The organism is Gordonia sp. N1V (assembly GCF_029269935.1).
In the GTDB taxonomy this organism is placed as follows: Bacteria; Actinomycetota; Actinomycetes; order Mycobacteriales; family Mycobacteriaceae; genus Gordonia; species Gordonia polyisoprenivorans.
Genome location: NZ_JARJDD010000004.1, coordinates 35731 through 55821, shown reverse-complemented (window position 1 = coordinate 55821; position 20091 = coordinate 35731). Strand labels below are relative to the sequence as shown.

The window sequence follows — 20091 nt, the reverse complement described above, 5'->3', positions numbered from 1 at the left end:
CGGTACCTGGTTGGGTCTCCGGTGGCTCAGTGGCCGTCGCGTACCAGGAACTTCGGGTGGTCCAACCGCCATGTCACGACCGCGATGATCGCGGTCACCACCGCGAGCGTGGCCAGCGAATTGTTCTCCCCGAACACCGTGAACAGCGCCCCGCCGATCGCGGCACCGGCCAGGAAGCCCGCGTAGGTGGTGGCGTGGGCCACCCAGCCCCATCGTTTGACGCCCGCGAGGTGCAGGCCGGCGCCTTGGCCGATCTTCACCAGGGTCCCGGTGACGTACGACAGCGGCATCACCACCTCGCCCTTGCGGCTGATGGAGGTGTTGAGAGCGCCGAGGCCGAAGGCCAGACACAGCACCGGGCCCGCTCCGTAGTCCTGGTCGGTGGTGTTGATCGCCGAATCCCACACGTAAGCGGTCGTCGTGGAGGCGGCGGTCAACACAGTTGCTCCATGACGTGCCTTGCGCCACAAGCCGATTCGAGCGAGGGTTGCGACCACGACGCCGCAGCAGAAGGCGACGACGGTGGCCAATGCGGTGAATCCCAGTTGGTGGGCGCCGCGATAGTGCTCGAGAACCATTCGCTCGGTGTTGCCGGTCATGAACGTCACGTACCAACCGGCCGAATAGAGCCAGGCCGCTGCGCCGGTGGCGCCGGCGAGTGCGGCGAGCACTGCGGCCAGGATCATTTCGCGGAAGTCGTAGAAGGGGCCGAGTACCGCGCGGGTGGTCGCGACGGTCGATTGCAGTTCGGTGGTGGGCATGAACCTCTCCGGGGCAGGCTGGGCGTGCGTCGGGCGGGGGTGTCGTCGTGCTGTGAACACCGTCGAGCTGAGAGCAGGGACAGCGCAGGTGGACGTGCCTTCTCGCATGGACTTCGGTTCGGCCGGGCCCGCGGATGCGCGAGATGGCCATGAGTTCGGTCACCGCGTCGTGCCACGGCGGCGAGTTGCCTGGTGTGACCGCGGCGTCGGCGCGACCACTAAGCTCGACCCATGGAACCCGTGTACTCCACCGTGATCACCACGGCGCGGTTGTTGTGGCTGGCCGAAGGTCTGAAGTTCAGCATCTCCGGTGTCGAGAACGTGCCCAAGTCGGGTCCGGGCGTGGTCGCGATCAATCACACCGGCTACCTGGACTTCACCTACGCCGGCATCCCCGCGTATCTCCAGGGTAAGCGGTATGTGCGGTTCATGGCCAAGAAAGAGGTCTTCGACAACCGGTATTCGGGCCCGATCATGCGGGCGCTCAAGCACATTCCCGTCGACCGGGCCAACGGGGCGCAGAGTTATCACGACGCGGTCAGCTATCTCAAGAGCGGCGAACTCGTCGGTGTGTACCCGGAGGCGACGATCAGTCGCAGCTTCGAGCTCAAGGAGTTCAAGTCCGGGGCCGCGCGCATGGCCCTCGAGGCCGACGCCCCGATCATCCCGACCGTCATCTGGGGTGCCCAGCGGGTGTGGACCAAGGGTCATCCCAAACGCCTGGGCCGGACCGGCTACAAGATCGCGATCGGCGTGGCCGAACCGATCGAGCCCGTCGGCGACGCCGAGGCGATCACCGCGCAGTTGCACAAGGTGATGGGCGAGAAGTTGCTGGAACTGCAGGATGCCTACGGCGAGCACCCGAAGGGTGAGTTCTGGGTGCCCGCCCGGCTCGGCGGGTCGGCGCCTACGCTCGAGGAGGCCAACCGGATGGATGCGCAGGAGCAGGCGGCCAAGGCTGCGCGGCGGGCCGAGCGCGACCAGCAGGGTGGGGAGCAGCGGGGCGAGTAGTGGCCCCGCGCTCGCTCAGACCGGGTCGGCGACGGGCACCGATGCCTCGCGCATGTCCAGGGTCGGCGCCGGACGCCGGAATCCGCGGGTGAGGTAGATCAGATAGGCGACGCCGACGGCGAGCCACACCAGACCGACCGTGATGGCGGTGGCCGACAGACTGGTCCACAGCCACATCGTCAACCCGAACCCGATCAGCGGCAGCACCCCGAAACGCACCAGGTCGGTGGCGCTGCGTCGCCGCTGCTCGATGAGATAGACCTTGATCACCGACAGATTGACCATCGAGAAGGCGACGAGAGCGCCGAAGCTCACCATCTCCGCCGCGGTGGACAGGCTGATGGTCAGCGCGACCAGCGACACCGCACCGACGATGACGATCGCGTTGGCGGGCGTCGAGAACCGCGCAGTGATCCGGCCGAACACCTGCTTGGGCAGGGTGGCGTCGCGGCCCATGGCGTACAGGATGCGACCGACGCTGGCCTGTGAGGCCAACGCCGAGGCGAAGCACCCGGCCACATAGGCGGCGGTGAAAAAGGTCTCCAACGCGGTCCCACCGACCCGGACCATCACGTCGTTCGCCGCCGAGTCGACGTCGGTGAAGTTGACATAGTCCGGGAAGGCCAACGAGGCGACGAGCGAGACCACGATGAACAATCCGCCGCCGATGACCGTCACCAGCAGGATGGCCCGGGGGATGAGTCGCCGCGGGTCGCGGGTCTCCTCCGACAGGGTGGAGATCGCGTCGAAACCGAGGAACGACAGGCACAGGATGGCCGCCCCGGAGAACAGCAGACCTATCTGGGCGTTGCCGAAGAACACCGAGCCGATCGACGGGGTGCCGGTATCTCCGATGATGTGGCGGACGGCCAGGGCGACGAAGACGACGATGAAGACGATCTGAAAGATGATGAGCGCGTAGTTGAATCGGGTCACCATCTTGATGCCGAGCACATTGAGGGCGGTGACCACCGCGATGGAGACGACCACCCAGACCCAGGCCGGCACCGCGGGCCACAGGGCGTTGACGAAGATGCCGATGACCAGGAAGTTGATCATCGGTAAGAAGATGTAGTCCAACAGCAGCGCCCATCCCGCGGCGAAGCCGACCGACCCGCCGAACGACCGCTGCGTGTACGAGTAGGCCGAGCCTGCGACGGGATGGATGCGAACCATGGCGCCGTAGCTCAGCGCGGTGAAGATCATGGTGGCCAGCGTGATGACGTAGGCCCCCGGCAGGTGGCCCTCGGTGCCGTCGGTGACCACGCCGTAGGTCGTGAACACGGTGAGCGGCACCATGTAGGCCAAACCGAAGAAGATCAGCTCGGGTAGACCGAGGACGCGGTGCAGTTGTCCCGATGACGTTGCGGCAGGGCCGGTTCCGCTCTGGCTGGATGGGGTCGCGGGTTCGGACATCAGTGATCTCCTCGGTGATGGACCACGGCGCCACCGGCGATGGTGGTGACGACGACGGCGTCGGTGGGCAGGTGGGCTGAGCGGGTGATGTCGAGGTCGAGGACGGCGAGGTCGGCGCGGGCGCCGACGGCGATCCGCCCGCCCGACGGATCGTGGTTCACATACGCCGACCCGGCGGTGAAGGCGCGTAGCGCGGTGTCGAGGTCGAGTGCCTGCCAGGGCAGGAACGGCTCGCCGTCGCGGTGGTCGGGGTCGCGACGGGTGATGGCGACCTCGATCTGGGCCAGCGGATCGGCGGTGGTCACCGCCCAGTCGCTGCCCATCGCGATGCGCGTGCCTTGCGCGACGAGATCGGCGAAGGGAAATTGGAGAGCGGCACGGCGTTCGCCGAGGAACGGGATCGTCAGCGCATCCATCTGTGGCTCGTGCTGGGCCCAGTACGCCTGCAGATTGGCCACCACGTCCAGCGCGGCGAAGCGCGGGAGGTCATCGGGATGAACCAACTGCAGGTGGGCGATGTGATGGCGAAGATCGTTGGGGCCATTGGTGGTACGGGCACGCTCGACGGCGTTGAGACAATCGCGGGCGGCGCGATCGCCGATCGCGTGCATGTGCACCTGGAAACCCGCGGCATCCAATGCGGTCACCGCGCGCTGCAGGGTGTCGGGATCCACGTAACTGAGCCCACTGCCGGTGCTGTTGCCCTTACCGGCACCGCGATGGTCCACGCAGGAGCAATAGGGTTCGAGGAGGGCGCCGGTGTAGTTCTCCATCACCCCGTCGGCCATGATCTTGACCGTCGTCGGCGAGAAGTTCGGTGCCGCACCGTGTTCGCGCTGTGCGGCGAACAGTTCGAGCTGTTCGAGACCAGCGTGTCGATCCCACCACAATGCGCCGACGACACGGGCGGTGAGCCCGCCATCGTCGCCGAGATCGCGGTAGGCGGCCAGGGTGTCGGGGGTGACCCACGCATCCTGCCAGCCGGTGATGCCGAGGGAGTGCAGGTGGCGCTGTGCGGTGACGATCGCCGCGCGCCACTCGGCGAGATCGGGTCGGGGTACGTGGACGGCGTCGAAGGCGTATGCCGCTCCTTCGTGCAGTGTCCCGGTCGGATATCCGTGGGTGTCGCGCTCGTAACGTCCGTCGATCGGGTCGGGTGTGTGCTCGTCGATGCCGGCGATCTCCAGCGCCCTGGTGTTGACCCAGGCGCCGTGGACGTCGCGGTTCATCAGGAACACCGGTCGGTCGCCGACCACGGCGTCGAGGTCGCGACGGTCGGGTGTGCCGCCGGGGAAGTACTCCATGGCCCAGCCGCCGCCGACGATCCACGGCAACTCCGGATGCGCGGCCGCGTAGTTGGCGATTTGCTGGAGGTAGGCGCTCTTGCCCTCGGTGTCGTTGAGCCACAGACAGTTCAGGTTGCGCCCGGCGAACGGTGCGTGGACGTGGGCGTCGACGAATCCGGGCAGGACGAGGCCACCCGGAGTGGTCAGCACCCGGGTGCTGGACCCGATGAGGGCCTCGGCCGCCGCACCCAGTGCGCTGATGCGTCCGTCGGTGACGGACACCGCGGTGACCCCGGGGTGGTCGAACACTGCGGCACCGGTGATGACGAGATCTGCTGCCACCGACTACCCCTCTCTGCTCTGCGGAATCAGTGACCTCGATCGAGGTTTGGTGTTCATAACAGCTGTGCCGGAACGTTCCGGCCACTCGAATCGGCATTTTGTAACGTGCAGTTGACATTGCGTTCGGGGAATTACCCGAAGCTCCGCACCGTTGCTGCCGCCGATCTTCGGCCCGCTTACTGTGGTCTTCATGAGTTCTCGCCGTGCGACCCTGCACGACGTCGCCCGCGCGGCAGGGGTGTCCACCACCACGGCATCGGATGCGTTGGCCGGCCGCGGGCGCGTCGCCGACCGCACGCGCGCCCACATCCTCGAGGTGGCGTCGGGACTCGGGTACGTGGCCAGTGCGGTGGCCCGCGGGTTGCGCTCGGGAACCGCCGGGGTGATCGGACTGTTCATCCCCGAGGAGACGGTCGGCCTCGACTACTACCTGCAGCTGATGCAGGGGGCGGCCGAGGCGGCCATCGGTGAGGGGCTCGCGATCACCCTCGTGCCGCCCGGCATCCGGCGCGAGCAGATGGCGGCGCTGGCGCTCGACGGGTTGATCGTCTCCGACCCGAGCCTCACCGATCCGGTGATGGAAACCGTTCGCGGACTTCCGGTTCCGCATGTCACTCTGGAGCGTGACCTCGCGCCGGATGCCACGGCCGCCGCGGTGGTCACCATCGACCACCGCCACGGCGTGGAGACACTGCTCACCCATCTGGCCGACCAGGGGGCGCGTCGGATCGCGGCGCTGGTTCCCCCGTCGACCACCGCCTTCGGTGCCGACCTGCATCGTCTCTTCGCCGAATCCGACCACGACGTTCGCGTGCGCGACGTGAACTTCGCGACCGACCCCGAACAGATCGTCGCCGAGGTGACCGCGGTGCTCGACGATGCGCCCGACGCGATCGTCGCGGCACCCGACGGCGCGGCCCGGTTGGCTCTCGACGTACTCCTCTCCCACGGCATCGAGGTGCCGCATCAGATGCTGCTCGCCGGCTACACCGACACCGCCGCCTACGTGTTCTCCCGCCCCGACATCACCGCCGTCGATCTCGCGCCGCGCAGCACCGGGCGAATCGCGGTGCGGGCCATCTGCGACGTCCTCGAGGGGCGTCCGCCCGGTCCCGCCCTGGTCGAGACGTCACTGCGGGTGCGTGCGTCCACGGCCGGACCGCTGCGCGCGAGGCCGTGATGCGGAGTCTCGCGCGGGCGGTGACCCGATAGTCTGACCGCATGACCAACGCGGATCGGGAGCCGGTGTTCCGGGCCCTGGAGATCATCGCGAACACCCTCGTCCGCGCGCAGAAGGTGGATCTGCGGTTCACCGGGCTCGACAACATCCCCACCCGGGGTGGCGCGGTGCTGGTGGTGAATCACACGGCCTACGTCGATTTCCTGCCTGCGGCGCTCGGTCTGTACCGGGTCGGGCGGCGGGCGCGGTTCATGATCAAGTCCGAGGTCATGGACGTGGCCATCATGCGATTCCTGGTCAACCACACCCGCACGATCCCCGTCGACCGCTCGCAGGGCACCGACGCCTATCGCGCGGCCGTCGACTCGCTGCGCTCCGGTGAGATCGTCGTGGTGTACCCGGAAGCGACGATCAGTCGCAGCTTCGAGCTCAAGGAATTCAAGACCGGCGCGGTGCGCATGGCACTCGAGGCGCAGGTCCCGATGATCCCGACGATCGTGTGGGGAGCGCAGCGGCAGTGGACCAAGGGCGGCAAGCGTCGGATGGGGCGGGCGGGTATCCCGATCGCCGTCGGCTACGGGGCGCCAATCCACGTGCCCGCCGACGCCGACGTCGAGGAGCAGACCGCGCGGTTGCGCGCGCAGATGACCGAGGTGCTGCACGAGGTGCAGGACGCCTACCCGCATCCGGCCGGTGAGTTCTGGGTGCCGACGCGACTCGGCGGCACCGCACCCACCCCGGAGCAGGCTGCGGTGATCGAGGACGAGGAAGCGCAACGCAAGGCGGCGGCACGGGCGGCGAAAGCGGCACAGCGAGAAGGGAAGTCGCGTAGGTGAAGCTCGAAGGCAAGGAGCCGGTGACCCTCTCACGACCAACGCTGATCGCCAGCGACGTCGACGGTACGCTGATCGACGACGAGAACCGGGTGTCGGAGTACACCAAGACGATCCTGGCCAACGCGTGTGCCGCCGGAGCCGAGTTCGTCCTCGCCACCGGCCGTCCACCCCGGTGGATCGCCGAGATCACCGACCAGTTCGACCGGTCGCGTATCCCGGTGCGACATGCGGTGTGCGCCAACGGTGCCATCCTCTACGACGTCGAGCACGATCGCATCATCTCCTCGGCGACACTGTCGCCGGAGATTCTCGTCGAACTCGGCAAGATCGCCCAGGCGCAGATCCCCGGGTGCGGTATCGCCGCCGAACGTGTGGGTCGATCCGCGCACGACGCCGCCACCGCGCCGTTCGTGGCCACCGCGGGCTATCAGCACGCGTGGCTCAACCCCGACCATGTCGAGGTCGGTGACGAGGAGATCTACACCGAACCCGCCGTCAAACTCCTCGTCCGTGCCCCCGGAATGCCGAGTTCGGAGATTGCGCAACGACTTTCCGGAACCATAGGCGATCTGGCGCAGATCACCTTCTCCACCGACAACGGACTCGTCGAGCTGTCGCTTCCGGACACCCACAAAGCCTCCGGGCTCCGAAAGTTGCTGGACCACAACGGAGGTGACGGGTCGACGACCGTCGCGTTCGGTGACATGCCCAACGATGTCGAGATGCTCACGTGGGCGTCGCACGGTGTCGCCATGGGCCACGCACACCCGGCCGCGCTCGCCGCGGCCGACGAGATCACCGTCGGCAACAACGAGGACGGGGTTGCCCGCGTGCTGGCTCGGTGGTTCAGTTAGGTGTGATGTCCAGCCGGGGCGCGTCATTCACTACTGCGCGGGTGCCGGTGCCTCGGGGGCCGGGGAGTCGGGGGCGGGGGATTCGGGTGCGGTCGGCGCCACCGCACCGGCGAGTGCCCGGATCTGATCGAGGGCCGGATATCCCTGAATACCAGGGCAACTGGTGTTGTTGTAATCGCGATGACCGGCGATCACCGGAAGACGCGTCTGCGTTCCGGGCGGAAACTTGCTGTCGGAGAAGTACTCCGACGTCAGGGTGGCCGTCGCGGCGGGGTTGAGGCCGGCCCGGTTCAGACGCCACTTGAGGAATCGGCCGACCGCGGCGAGCATCTGGCCGCTCGGCGCGACCTCGTCGAGGTTGCCGATCATCGAGACGCCGACGGTGTTCTTGTTGAAGCCGCCGGTGTGGGTGCCCTCGACGTTGCGGTCGAGGCCGCCGAACGCGCCTTCGAAGATCTGCCCGTACTTGTCGACGAGCACGTTGTAGCCGATGTCGCACCAGTTCAGGGTTCGTGCGTGGTAGGCGTAGATGCCGCGCACGATCTCCGCCGACTGCTGCGGGGTGTAGTCGTTGCTGCCCGCGGTGTGGTGGACGATCGCGCCGTTCAGCGTGGGGGAGATCGTCGGCTGCGAGCAACGGATGCTCTCGTCGGCACCCCACGCCGCACGTGAGATCACCTGCGGACCACCCGAGAGGGTCGTCAGCATCGACGACCCCAGTGAGAGCAGACTGTCGGGGCTCAACAGGATCGCCGTCAGTTCCGGCAGCACGGTGCTCGCGAGGTTCTTCAGAACCTCTCCGGCAGAGCCGACCACGAGATCGGCCAGGCCGGCACCGGTGGAATCGGCGGCCGGAATGGCGCTCTGGCCGTCGGTGAGCGCGACCTGGATCTCCTTGGCGGCCCCGACCCACACGGGTTCGGTGCCGCCGGGGTGATCGGCCGAGGGGTCGGTGGAGGTCTGGATGGGCTCGAGTTCCACCCAGTCACCCCATCCGCGGACCGGGTCCTTGGCCCGCAGCATCATCGTCGCGTCCTCGGCCTCGTCCCAAACCGGCTTGTTCCACGTGAATCCGACCATCTTGAACGGGGTGTCCCGCACGAGATGCTTCACGAGGGCGCCGACGGGTTGGCGGCCGGGCGCTGTCGGCGACGTAGAGGGCGCTGTCGCGGCGGGCAGGGGGAGCGCGGACAGATCGACCTCGGGCAGCCGGATACCGGCACGCGCCAGGCCGGACCGCGCGAGTTCGACCACCGCATTCGGGACCTCGCGGAGGTCGACGGTGTCGATGGAGGTGGGGTCGGTGGCGGTGGCGTCGGTGGCGGTGGGGTCGATCGCGCCGGCGTCGCCGGGCCCGGTCGAGCGATGGGTGTCGACCGGTCGCACCGACGGCGCCGAGCGCTCGGAGCCGAGATCGATGAACAACGCCGCGCCGAGGGTCATCGCCACGGCGGCAAGGACCACCGAGGGCTTTCGTCGTGGATACCGCACTGGTCTTCTCAGCTCCCTCGGGTCGGTGGTGCGTGCGCGCCGATCGTGTCGTGGTCGGCGCACTGCAGCCGTGCGCCCACGCCGCACCGAGGCAACTCGTGATGTGGTTGTTATCTCCTGTGGTTGGTGATATTCAAGTGACTTGTCTATCGTCACATGAGTCCCACTATTCACATACGTAACATTCGATCATGAGAAACGAGACCTCGTGGCTGTGACGTCCCTGGTCGGCCGAGTCCTGACCATCCGCACCCGACCGGGCCACGCCCGGCGTCGGCGGTTGTCGACGGTCATCGGTGCCGTGTCGGCCACCGCGCTCATGGGCGGCGTCGGTCTCGTCGCCGTCACCGCGTCGGATCGTGTCGAGATCGGCCTGACCGCCGGCTCGGAGATCACCTTGATCGGTCATGGCTTCGGTCACGGCCGCGGGATGGGACAGTACGGCGCGTACGGCTACGCCAAGCAGGGCTGGTCGTACCGGCAGATCCTGCAACACTTCTACGGCGGGACGACGTTCGGCCGCCCGGCCAACCCGATCGTCAACGTCGCCCTGTCGAACAAGAGCGGTGGCGTGAGCGTGCGCTCGGACGCCGGCATGTCCGTGGGTGGGCAACCGGTCGCGCCGAACCAGGCCGTCACCGTCAACGGCACCACCGCCTCGATCACCGCGGGCTGCGGCGGTCCCGTCGTGCGCACGGTCAACGCCGCCTTCGCCGACCCGATCAACACCGCCCCGAACCGACCGGCCAACGAATTCCTCAAGTTCTGCGGATCCAACGAGCCATTCCGCGGCTCCCTCGGCCTCGACGGCGGACGGGTCACCAACCGGCTCAACGTCGACGACTACGTCAAAGGCGTCATCGCCAAGGAGAGCGTGCCCGGGTGGGCGACCTCCGGCGGCATGGAGGCGCTGAAGGCCCAGGCCGTCGCCGCCCGCACCTACGCCCTGGCCGCGATCGCGAGCGGCAAGAAGATCGACGACACCCAGAACTCGCAGGTCTACGGCGGTGTCACCGGCGAGGACCCGGGCGGCGACCAGGCCGCCGACGCGACGGCAGGGCAGATCCTGCTGCAGAACGGCCAGCCGGCATTCACCGAATTCTCCTCGTCCACCGGTGGATACACCGCGGGCGGCCGGTTCCCGGCGGTCGTCGACGACGGAGACGCCGCGTCACCGAACCACAACTGGACCACCACGATCAGCCCCAGCGCCATCGCGAGCGCGTTCGGTCTGCCGAGTCTGGACAGCTTCGAGGTGATCCAGGCCAACGGGCTCGGCGCCGAGAACGGGCGTGCACTCAAGGTGCGGGCCACCGGCGGCGGCCGCAGCGTCGAGGCGTCCGGCGAGGACGCACGCATGAAGCTGGGCCTCAAGTCCGACTGGTTCGCCGTGCAGGGCCAGCGCACCCCGCCGCAGATCGTGAAGCCACCGACCGGCCCGGCCGGCGGGCTGGGCTCCCTGGACCTCGGATCCCTGGACGCGGGATCACTGGGCGGGATCGCCGATCAGGTGGTGCCCGGAGCCGGTGATCTGGTGAGCACCGCGGCCGCGGCGTTCCAGGGCCTGCTCGGCAGCCTCGGCGACGTTCCCGGAACGCTCGGGACGGCACTCGGGGTACCGACCCTGACGCCCGACGGCGCCGGGGTCACCCAACTCTTCCAGCAGGGGATGCTGTTCTTCTCCAAGCAGACCGGAGCGCATGTGCTCGCCGGAAGCGGCTACAAGAACTTCCGGGCACGCGGTGGCATCCCGGTCCTCGGATTCCCGAAGGCCAACGTCCTGCGCTAGGTGGAAGGGTCGGGGCCGGTCAGGTGCCGGGGCCGGCGACGACGACGTTGGCGGCCACGTCGACGAGCTTGGTGTTCGACTCCTGCGACAGGCGCGCGAGGAGCAGGAACGCGGCGTCGGCGTCGATCCGGTAGCGCTCCATCAGCATGCCCTTGGCCTGACCGATCAGATCGCGCGACCCGAGCGCATTGCGCAGTTGCTCCTTCTCGCGGACGGCCCCGAAGGTGGTGGCGCAATGCGCGGCGAACAACTCGGCCAGCGAGCACGTCTCGTCGTCGAAGGCGAAGGGGGTGGTGCTGTGCAGGTTGAGCGCGCCGAAGTCGTTGCCGTCGATGTAGAGGCAGAAGCACGCCATCGACGCAACGCCCAATGCGCTTGCCGCAGCGGCGAACCGGGGCCATCGCGGGTCGTTGGCGAGGTCGTCGATGCGCACCGTGATGTCGTCGACGGCAGCACGGACACACGGGCCCTCGCCGAGCTCACGCTGGAGATCGTCACACTTGCCCGCGAGATCGCCGAACATCACCGGTGTCTCGATCCGACCGCGGGTGACCAGCGTGACACTCGCATACTCTGCGTTGTCGATCGTGTCGACGGCGGCTTTCGAGATCGCGCGCAGCACGGCCTCCTGGTCGTTGCTCTCAACGCGTAGATCGTTGATTACCTCGGTGATCCGGGTGGTGATTTCCGGCGTCATCCCCTCAACTCCTTGCTGCCGACAACTGATGGTCCGTGGACGACTGTGCGCGCATCCGGCGACGCAACTCCTGAGATTACCGCGCTCCTCGACCGCGGTGCGCCCGGTCAGCCGGGAGTGAGGGCCTCACGCTGCGCGACGCTGTCGCGTGGACCGCGATGGAACACATCAAGGCAAAGATCTCTGTCCCGATAGCCCGAATAGTGCAGCAACGGCGAGTGCAACAGCCGCTCGTGGACGGCGTCGCCGGACTGCGGATAGTCGGCGACCGGCCACCGCCAGTGGACCGCGATCACCTCGCCGTCGTCGGTCAACGCCCCGGGAAGTCGCTCTACGACGACGTCGAGGTCGGCGTCACCGAGGTAGTAGAGCACCTCGCTGAGCACGATGAGGTCGAAGGTGCCCGGCGGCCACGGACCGGTTAGATCCCCGGTGGACACACTGACCCGGGCGTCGGTGGTGGCCAGTCGGCGCACGGCGAGTTCGACCGCCCGCGCACTGACGTCGATACATGCGATCTCCTCGCTGCGGTCGGCGAGCGCGGCGCTCAGAATGCCGATGGAACAACCGGGTTCGAAGGTCCGCCGGTACCGCGGAGCGGTCAGCGACGCCAGCGTCAGCGCGTACTTGCGTTGTTCGTACCAGCGGTCGGTGAACCCCCACGGGTCGTCGGTGTCGCGGTAGACGTCGTCGAAGTAGTTCTCCGGCAACGTCTTCGGGCCGTCGTCGGGGTGTCGTGGAGTGGTCATCAGGTGAACACGTATTCGGTGGGCCGGGTGAGGTGGGCCAGCACGTGCGGCGGCAGGATCGCCTTGTCGGCCGGGTCGTCGGACAGGGGCCGGACCTGCGAGGCGAAGGCATGCACGGCGGCGTGCTTGACGGCAACCTCCAACGGGGACAACGGCGCCCGGCGCAGACGATCCCATGGCACGGCATCGTCGCCGGGAGTTGCCCAGTGCCACATCCAGATCGGGTACATCCAGAGCGGAACGCCCCGGCGTGTGCAGACCTCGCGGGCACAGTTTCCGAGTGCCTCGTGATCGGGGTGGCCGTCGCCGGACCAGACCGCGAGCACGGCCACCGACTCGTCGCCGCAGGCGTCGAGGTAGCCGTCGACGATGCGGCACATCGCCTCGTGGTGGGCGGCGAGGTCACCGTCGGGCAGGCCGTGCCACCGTGGCCGGTCGAGTCCGAGAAGGGTTGCAGCCGTGTCGAGTTCGAGATGGCGACGCATCACCAATCGCTCGGGTGAGACCGTTGCCGACCCGGGGTGGGATCCCGAACCGTCCGACATGCACACCACCGTGACCGCTACGCCCGCCCGGGCGGCGATCGACATGATCCCGCCGACCCCGAGGACCTCGTCGTCGGGGTGGGCGCCGAGGACGATCAACCGATCGACCGTCACCTCCAGATCGGTAGGAGTGCGCCCCGAAAGCCATTCTCGCCATCGTGATTCGGGGGTGCCGGGGATGTCGATCGGTCGCTCGGCGAAGCGCAACTGGGTGGGTGAGGGGCCGATGGTGGTCATCGTGTACCTGCTCCGGGCTCGAGGGTGATGCCGTCGCGGCCGGCGAAGCGACCGAACAGCGGGGCTTCGGTGAGCCGTCCGAGGTCGATCAGGTCGCGCTCGGCATGGGACTGCCGGAGGTAGACCTCGAGATCGGCGACGGCCTGCGCGTGCTCGGCGTCGCGCACCAACGGTGTCGGACCGAGAGCCCGCGCGACCCGGTCGATGACCTCGGTGGCCACCTGCTCGACCGACCAGCGGACCGACAGCGCAAGGCGGCGCGCCCCGTCGAGATCGTCGGGGTGTGCATCGACGATGCCGGCCGCCTGCTCGAGCATGGCGAATCCGGCCAGTAGGCGGGCGTCGATCGCGCCGAGATGCATCGCGGTCACGTCGTCGGCCGGGGACGTTCGGAAGATCGCATCGGCGACCTTGCGTGCCCCGCCCCACCAGCACGCGGCCACGCCGATGCCGCCGTGGAAGAACCCGGGACGGTCGAGGTAGGCACCGGGGGGACCGATCGGGCGGGCCGGTACGTCGTCGAGATGCACGGTGCCGGTCTCGGTGGTGCTCATCCCCGTCGCGGCCCACTCGGTGGTCTCCCGACGCACGCCCGCCTCGCTGAGGTCGACGGCGAACAGGGCGCGGGCGCCGTGGTCGACGTCGGCGGTCACCAGGGCGTGCGTGCACGTCTGTACACCCGAACACCACGGCTTCGCGCCGCGCAGCCGCCAGCCGCGATCGGTGCGGCACGCCTCGATACGAGGCTGTGGCGGCTCGGCTGCCCACACGCCCCAGAAGGACCGGGGTTCGGTTGTACCGGAAGCGATTTCGTGAAGGATGGTGCGCGCGTCGAGGTGTGCCTCGACGAGTCGGCCGACGGCGATGTCGTCGTGGGTGAGGTCGGCGAGGAGACGCCAGCGTGCGGTGGTGTCGCCCTCGCCCGGATGCGACACCCGATCGGTGAGATCGTCGGCGATCCGGCGGGCCCGGGCTGCCGGGGTGGCGGGCGGGGGTATTTCAGGCGGGGGCGTGGCGGGAGCGGTCATGCCGAGCGCCGTCCGGTCGTGGAGAGCGAGCGCAGATGCGCGGCGAAGCCCTCGGGAGCGCGACCGTGCCGACGTGTCGAGGTCGCCACCGGGGCCTGGGCGCACCAGGCGATCGAGACACCCGCCGACTCCAGGCGTTCGATCAGGTCGACGTCCTCGTCGTGCGGCAGCTCGCCGAATCCGCCGACCGCGAGGTAGGCGTCGGCCCGCACCCCCAGGTTCGCCCCGTGGATGTGACGGTGGCCGTCGTGATCGCGGTAGCGCCGCCGATAGCGATCTGCCAGTGCCGCGGGCCACCGCGTCCAGTCCTTGGGTGTCACCGTGCCGGCGTAGGCGTCCGCGCCCTCGGACGCGCGCGTCAGATGGCGCTGCAGCCAGTTGCCGGGTACCTCGGAATCGGCGTCGGTGGTGGCCACCCAGGTCCGCTCGGGGTCGCTCTCGGGGAAGGCGCCATGCAGCAATGCCGCGATGCCGGCGGCTCGCGCGGCCCCGACCGTCCCGAACTCGCCGACGATCGGGGTGACCGCGGCGCCGATCACCTCGGCGGACCCGTCGGTGCAGGTGTCGAGCACCACCCCGATCTGCACCGGAACAGGTACCGCGTCCGCCGCGATCCGCACCGCGCGCAGACACGACGGCAGCAGGTCGCGTTCGTTGTGGGCGGGAATCACCACGACAACACGATCGACGGCGAGATGATCGGAGTCGTGAGAGGAATGCGATGCGTTCGGCACGGGCGGCCCCTGAACTCGTTCGCGTGGTCGGGGATGATCCCCGGACCGCGATATCGGGAGTTGCAGGCCCAATGGCTGAAGGCCGGTGTGAAACTCTCAGGTTACCGGACTCGCAGGTGAACGTCGCTCCCACGGACGGACGACATCGGCCGCGCATCCCGACCCGCCACATCGCTGCCCGGCTTTGGGATTCCCTCGGTCGGGTCGGTTACCCTGAACACCCGTGGCATCCAATACCAGCGCCGATTCGCCCCGCTCCGGCCCCTATGACCTGATCGTCGTCGGCTCCGGTTTCTTCGGTCTCACCATCGCCGAGCGCGCGGCCGCCGAACTGGGCAAACGCGTCCTGGTGATCGAGCGTCGAGGCCATCTCGGCGGCAACGCCTATTCCGAGGCCGAACCGACGACCGGCATCGAGATCCACAAGTACGGTGCTCACCTGTTCCACACCTCCAACCAGAAGGTGTGGGACTACGTCAATCGCTTCACCGACTTCACCGGCTATCAGCACCGCGTGTTTGCGATGCACAACGGTCAGGCCTACCAGTTCCCGATGGGGTTGGGCCTGGTCAGCCAGTTCTTCGGCCGGTACTTCAGCCCCGACGAGGCACGTGCGCTCATCGCCGAACAGGCCGCCGAGATCGATACGAAGAACGCGGCGAACTTCGAGGAGAAGGCGATCAGCCTGATCGGACGTCCGCTGTACGAGGCGTTCATCAAGCACTACACCGCCAAGCAGTGGGAGACCGACCCGAAGAACCTCCCGGCCGCCAACATCACGCGGCTGCCGGTGCGCTACACCTTCGACAACCGGTACTTCAACGACACCTATGAGGGTCTCCCCGTCGACGGTTACACCGCGTGGCTGGAGAACATGGCCGCCGACGACCGCATCGAGGTGCGGCTGGACACCGACTGGTTCGACGTGCGTGACGCGCTGCGCACGCAGAGCCCCGACGCGCCCGTCGTCTACACCGGCCCACTCGACCGCTACTTCGACTACTCCGCCGGACGCCTCGGCTGGCGCACCCTCGACTTCGAGACCGAGGTGCTGCCCACCGGCGACTTCCAGGGCACCCCGGTGATGAACTACAACGACGCCGACGTGCCCTACACGCGTATCCACGAGTTCCGGCACTTCCACCCCGAACGCGACACCTACCCGACAGACAAAACGGTCATCATGCGGGAGTACGGGCGTTTCGCGAAGGACGACGACGAGCCGTACTACCCGATCAACACCCCCGAGGACCGAGAGATGCTCGCGTCCTACCGAGCCCTGGCCAAGACCGAGACCACCGACTCCAAGGTGCTCTTCGGTGGACGGTTGGGCACCTATCAGTACCTGGACATGCACATGGCCATCGCCAGTGCGCTCACGATGTTCGAGAACACCTTGGCGCCACACCTGCGAGACGGTGCGGCGCTGGTGGGTCCCGACGCGTAGTGCCCGAGCACGACCACCGGCGATGACAGTGCATTCGCAGACCAGAGCGGAGTAATGAGTGTGACCCCTGCCCAACAGGAGAACGTGGCCGCGTCGTCGACGGTCGAACCCGACTCCACGGCGGTCGAACTGCTGCAGCGGGTCATCTTCCCCCGGCCCGGCGAGCCCATCGACGTCCGTTCGCTCTACCTCGTCGAATCCGCGAGCAATGCGCGCCGTGCCCACGCCCCGAGCCGCACCTCGGTGATCCTCGGCGCGGAGTCCGAGGTCAGCTTCGAGAGCTACTTCAACGCCTTCGCCGCGGCCTACTGGCGACGCTGGTCGATCCTCACCTCGGTGGTGCTGCGGGTCGAGGTGATCGGCACCTGCCGCGTCGATCTCTACCGCTCCAAGGTCGACGGCTCCCGCATCGGCATCGGTGGCGATCTGGTCCCCATCGATGAAAACGGCCGTGGCACCATCGAGTTCGAGCTCGACCTCGGACCGTTCGAGGACGGCGGATGGATCTGGTTCGACGTCACCACCGACACCGAGACCGAAATCGTCTCTGCCGGCTGGTATTCGACGATCCCGGTGCCCAGCGGTCCGGACACCAAACGTGTCACCGTCGGCATCCCGACGTTCAACCGGCCCACCGACGCGGTGAACGCTCTCGCCGCGCTCACCTCGGATCCATTGGTGGACGAGGTGATCGACGCGGTGCTGATGCCCGATCAGGGCACCCGCAAGGTCGTCGACGAGCCCGGTTACTCGCAAGCCGCTGCGGCACTGGGCGATCGGCTGCACATCTTCGATCAGGGCAACCTCGGTGGTTCCGGTGGCTACTCGCGGATCATGTACGAGGCGTTGCGGCTGACCGACTCCCCGTACGTCCTGTACATGGACGACGACATCGCGATCGAGCCCGACTCGATCCTGCGTGCGCTGGCGATGTCGCGGTTCGCCCGCACCCCCATGCTGGTCGGCGGGCAGATGCTGAACCTGCAGGACCGCAGTCACCTGCACTGCATGGGTGAGGTCATCAATCACCACACCTTCATGTGGACGGCGGCGCCGTTCGTGGAATACGACCACGACTTCGCCGAGTATCCGCTGCGTGACCGGGAGAACTCGAAGAACCTGCACCGCCGGATCGACGTCGAGGGCAACGGCTGGTGGATGTGCATGATCCCGCGTGTCTGCGCCGAGGAGATCGGCCTGCCGATGCCGCTGTTCATCAAGTGGGACGATTGGGAATTCGCCTTGCGCGCAGGCAAGGCCGGATACCCGACGGCAACGGTTCCCGGCATCGCGATCTGGCACATGGCGTGGAGTGACAAGGACGACGCCATCGACTGGCAGGCGTACTTCCATCTGCGCAACCGGCTCGTCGTCGCCGCGATCCACCACGACGGTCCGATCAAGGGCATTCTGCAGTCGATGGTCAAGGCAACCGCCAAACATCTTCTCTGCCTTGAGTATTCGACGGTGGCTATCCAGAACGAGGCGATCCGCGACTTCCTCGCCGGCCCCGATCACATCCGTTCGCTGCTGCCGACCGCGCTGCCGAAGATCGCCGCCATGCGCAAGGAGTACCCGGATGCCGTGGTCCTGCCGTCGGCGACCGAGTTGCCCCGAACCAGTGGTGAGGCAACGCATCTCGGGACGACGGTGCCGAGCAACCCGGTCACCAAGCTACGGGCGCTGGCCGGGGCGATCGTCAACAACATGCGCCCGGCCGATCCGCGGCATCACCAAGTGCCCCAGGCCAATTACCCGCCGATCGAGGCGCGGTGGTTCTCTCTCGGCCGGGTCGACGGCGTCACCGTCACCACCGCCGACGGCCGCGGCGTGGTGTACCGCCAGCGCGATCGCGACAAGATGATCGCCCTCGCACGCGAATCCGCGGCGCTGGTACGTGAACTCAACGAGCGGTTCCCCGAGTTGACGGAGCGCTACCGCGCCCAACACCGGGACCTGACCAGTAAGGAGAGCTGGGCGCGTGTCTTCGGAATCGACTGATCGGGGCCCATCGCCGGCCGCACCGCCGCAGGCCGCGGAGCCGTCGGGCGAGGTCGCCGCACTGATCGGTGTCCAGGGTGTGCTGCTCGAGGCGCCCGGCGTCGTGCCCGCCGCCCGTGGGCTCTCGCATTTCGGTGAGCATTCCCTCGGCTGGCTGGCGATCAGTGCTGTCGGTTGGGGGCTGGCGGTGCGGCGCGACGACGAGACCGCGCAACGACGGTGGATCGAGGCCGGCGTCGGCGCCTTCGGCGCACACGCGGCGTCGGTGATCATCAAGCGCATCGTCCGACGCAAACGTCCGCACGATCCGCGAATCCGCGTCGGGGTGTCGACCCCGAGCCGTCTGAGTTTCCCGTCGTCGCACGCCACCTCGACAACCGCCGCGGCGATCCTCATCGGAAGGGCCGCAGGTTTGCCGCCCTACCTGCTTCCGGCGGCGCTGGTGCCGCCTATGCTCACCTCGCGACTGGTTCTCGGGGTGCACTATCCGAGCGATGTCGCCGCCGGAGCCGCGATCGGCGCACTGAGCGCCGGTGCCGTCGTCGTCGGCGATCAGTTCATCGAGCGTGCCGCCGACACCGCGGCCTGCCACCCGCGATCCACCCGGCTCGCAGGTGCTGCTGCCCGCGTCGGCGCAGTGGCACTGATGCCGGGGTCGACAGCACGCCTCCTCGTGGGGCGGGTCGTCGGCGGCAAGTCCACTAAGGAGAAGGCATGAGCGAGGAGCCGATCGAGCACGGAAAGATCAAGGGCCCGCCCAAGAACCTGGCCACCGGGCTGATCAAGGCCGTCCGGCCACGTCAGTGGGTGAAGAACGTCCTCGTCCTCGCCGCTCCGCTGGCCGCGGGTAGCGATGCCCTGACCAACGTCGGTGCGATGGGACGCGTCGGCCTGGCGTTCATCGCGTTCTGCCTCGTCGCCTCCTGCATCTACCTGGTCAACGACGCGATGGATGTCGAATCGGACCGCAACCATCCCACCAAGCGGTTTCGGCCGATCGCCGCGGGCGTGGTGCCGGTATCGCTGGCCTACGGCCTCGCGCTGGTCCTGGGTGCGGGATCGATCGGGGTGGCGCTCATCGCCAACTGGCAGACCGCCGTCGTCATCGCCATCTACCTGGTGATCCAGCTCGGTTACTGCTTCGGGCTGAAGAACCAAGCCGTCATCGACATCTGCATCGTCTCGTCGGGCTTCCTGTTGCGCGCCATCGCCGGTGGTGTGGCGGCCGAGATCCGACTCTCGCAGTGGTTCCTGCTGGTGATGGCCTTCGGGTCGCTGTTCATGGCGGCCGGCAAACGCTACGCCGAACTGCAACTCGCCGAGCGCACCGGCGCCAAGATCCGCAAGGCGCTGCAGTACTACACCACCAGCTACCTGCGCTTCGTGTGGACATTGGCGGCCACGGCCGTCGTGCTGTTCTACGGACTGTGGGCCTTCGACAAGAACTCCGGCCACGACACCAACGTTGCCTATGCCCTGTCGATGGTGCCGTTCACAATCGCGATCCTGCGCTACGCCGTCGACATCGACGGTGGTCAGGCCGGAGAACCCGAGGAGATCGCCCTCGGCGACCGTGTGCTGCAGGTCCTGGCGGTGGCCTGGATAGTATGCGTGGGTGTCGCGGTCTATGCAGTCTCCTGATCGAGGGCAGTCTCCTGATCACGGGCAGTCACCTGATCGAGGGCAG

18 protein-coding genes are annotated in these 20091 nt (G+C 67.8%); 9 read left to right on the top strand and 9 right to left on the bottom strand.

The window, feature by feature from the left end:
• Positions 1 to 26 precede the first annotated feature (26 nt).
• Positions 27 to 761, bottom strand: coding sequence for a YoaK family protein (locus P3L18_RS06925; protein WP_006369219.1), 735 nt, complete (start codon positions 759 to 761; stop codon positions 27 to 29).
• A gap of 231 nt (positions 762 to 992) precedes the next feature.
• Here P3L18_RS06925 and P3L18_RS06920 point away from each other — a divergent pair, with 231 nt between their 5' ends.
• A complete protein-coding gene (locus P3L18_RS06920; protein WP_079928461.1) occupies positions 993 to 1772 on the top strand; it encodes a lysophospholipid acyltransferase family protein in 780 nt (259 codons plus the stop codon).
• A 15-nt stretch (positions 1773 to 1787) separates the two neighbouring features.
• Here the strand turns inward: P3L18_RS06920 and P3L18_RS06915 are convergent, their stop codons facing one another.
• Positions 1788 to 3188 carry an APC family permease gene (locus tag P3L18_RS06915; protein ID WP_276113699.1) on the bottom strand — a complete coding sequence of 467 codons (1401 nt, stop codon included), beginning with the start codon at positions 3186 to 3188 and terminating at the stop codon, positions 1788 to 1790.
• Positions 3188 to 4816: an amidohydrolase gene (locus tag P3L18_RS06910; protein ID WP_276113698.1), complete on the bottom strand. Its 1629-nt coding sequence runs from the start codon at positions 4814 to 4816 to the stop codon at positions 3188 to 3190. Before P3L18_RS06910 ends, P3L18_RS06915 begins: the two co-directional genes overlap by 1 nt.
• Before the next feature lie 190 nt (positions 4817 to 5006).
• On the opposite strand from P3L18_RS06910, the gene P3L18_RS06905 reads away from it, so the two are divergent.
• From P3L18_RS06905 to P3L18_RS06895, 3 genes are read left to right on the top strand one after another with little or no spacing between them, the layout of a single operon-like run.
• Positions 5007 to 5996 (top strand): LacI family DNA-binding transcriptional regulator, encoded by a 990-nt coding sequence (locus tag P3L18_RS06905; protein WP_139765574.1) that lies wholly within the window; start codon positions 5007 to 5009, stop codon positions 5994 to 5996.
• A 41-nt stretch (positions 5997 to 6037) separates the two neighbouring features.
• Positions 6038 to 6832 carry a lysophospholipid acyltransferase family protein gene (locus P3L18_RS06900; protein ID WP_014358476.1) on the top strand — a complete coding sequence of 265 codons (795 nt, stop codon included), beginning with the start codon at positions 6038 to 6040 and terminating at the stop codon, positions 6830 to 6832.
• Positions 6833 to 6852: 20 nt separating this feature from the next.
• Entirely contained in the window at positions 6853 to 7686 is an 834-nt protein-coding gene (locus P3L18_RS06895) for an HAD family hydrolase (protein ID WP_172398710.1), read from the top strand.
• Positions 7687 to 7716: 30 nt separating this feature from the next.
• Here the strand turns inward: P3L18_RS06895 and P3L18_RS06890 are convergent, their stop codons facing one another.
• The gene (locus P3L18_RS06890; protein WP_276113697.1) at positions 7717 to 9177 is read right to left on the bottom strand and encodes an N-acetylmuramoyl-L-alanine amidase; all 1461 of its coding nucleotides are present in this window, start codon (positions 9175 to 9177) and stop codon (positions 7717 to 7719) included.
• Between the two features lie 214 nt (positions 9178 to 9391).
• Here P3L18_RS06890 and P3L18_RS06885 point away from each other — a divergent pair, with 214 nt between their 5' ends.
• Positions 9392 to 10966: a SpoIID/LytB domain-containing protein gene (locus tag P3L18_RS06885; protein ID WP_276113843.1), complete on the top strand. Its 1575-nt coding sequence runs from the start codon at positions 9392 to 9394 to the stop codon at positions 10964 to 10966.
• A gap of 19 nt (positions 10967 to 10985) precedes the next feature.
• Here P3L18_RS06885 and P3L18_RS06880 read toward each other — a convergent pair whose 3' ends face one another.
• The 5 genes from P3L18_RS06880 to P3L18_RS06860 all read right to left on the bottom strand — a co-directional run bounded on the left by P3L18_RS06880 (position 10986) and on the right by P3L18_RS06860 (position 14956).
• Entirely contained in the window at positions 10986 to 11663 is a 678-nt protein-coding gene (locus tag P3L18_RS06880; RefSeq protein WP_014358480.1) for a GAF and ANTAR domain-containing protein, read from the bottom strand.
• 107 nt (positions 11664 to 11770) lie between these two features.
• On the bottom strand, positions 11771 to 12412 hold the full coding sequence (locus P3L18_RS06875) for a class I SAM-dependent methyltransferase (RefSeq protein ID WP_276113696.1): 642 nt from the start codon (positions 12410 to 12412) through the stop codon (positions 11771 to 11773).
• The gene (locus tag P3L18_RS06870; RefSeq protein ID WP_014358482.1) at positions 12412 to 13194 is read right to left on the bottom strand and encodes a PIG-L deacetylase family protein; all 783 of its coding nucleotides are present in this window, start codon (positions 13192 to 13194) and stop codon (positions 12412 to 12414) included. Before P3L18_RS06870 ends, P3L18_RS06875 begins: the two co-directional genes overlap by 1 nt.
• Positions 13191 to 14222 (bottom strand): acyl-CoA dehydrogenase family protein, encoded by a 1032-nt coding sequence (locus tag P3L18_RS06865; protein WP_276113695.1) that lies wholly within the window; start codon positions 14220 to 14222, stop codon positions 13191 to 13193. The genes P3L18_RS06870 and P3L18_RS06865 overlap by 4 nt, the downstream gene beginning before the upstream one ends.
• Positions 14219 to 14956 carry a glycosyltransferase gene (locus P3L18_RS06860; RefSeq protein ID WP_276113694.1) on the bottom strand — a complete coding sequence of 246 codons (738 nt, stop codon included), beginning with the start codon at positions 14954 to 14956 and terminating at the stop codon, positions 14219 to 14221. The genes P3L18_RS06865 and P3L18_RS06860 overlap by 4 nt, the downstream gene beginning before the upstream one ends.
• Before the next feature lie 223 nt (positions 14957 to 15179).
• Here P3L18_RS06860 and glf point away from each other — a divergent pair, with 223 nt between their 5' ends.
• The 4 genes from glf to P3L18_RS06840 are packed head-to-tail and all read left to right on the top strand — an operon-like array spanning position 15180 to position 20045.
• Positions 15180 to 16403 carry a UDP-galactopyranose mutase gene (gene glf, locus P3L18_RS06855; protein WP_276113693.1) on the top strand — a complete coding sequence of 408 codons (1224 nt, stop codon included), beginning with the start codon at positions 15180 to 15182 and terminating at the stop codon, positions 16401 to 16403.
• Positions 16404 to 16457: 54 nt separating this feature from the next.
• Positions 16458 to 18404, top strand: a complete 1947-nt coding sequence (locus tag P3L18_RS06850; RefSeq protein WP_276113692.1) for a glycosyltransferase — start codon at positions 16458 to 16460, stop codon at positions 18402 to 18404.
• Positions 18385 to 19122, top strand: coding sequence for a phosphatase PAP2 family protein (locus tag P3L18_RS06845; protein ID WP_276113691.1), 738 nt, complete (start codon positions 18385 to 18387; stop codon positions 19120 to 19122). Before P3L18_RS06850 ends, P3L18_RS06845 begins: the two co-directional genes overlap by 20 nt.
• Entirely contained in the window at positions 19119 to 20045 is a 927-nt protein-coding gene (locus P3L18_RS06840) for a decaprenyl-phosphate phosphoribosyltransferase (protein WP_276113690.1), read from the top strand. The genes P3L18_RS06845 and P3L18_RS06840 overlap by 4 nt, the downstream gene beginning before the upstream one ends.
• The last annotated feature ends 46 nt before the right edge of the window (positions 20046 to 20091 follow it).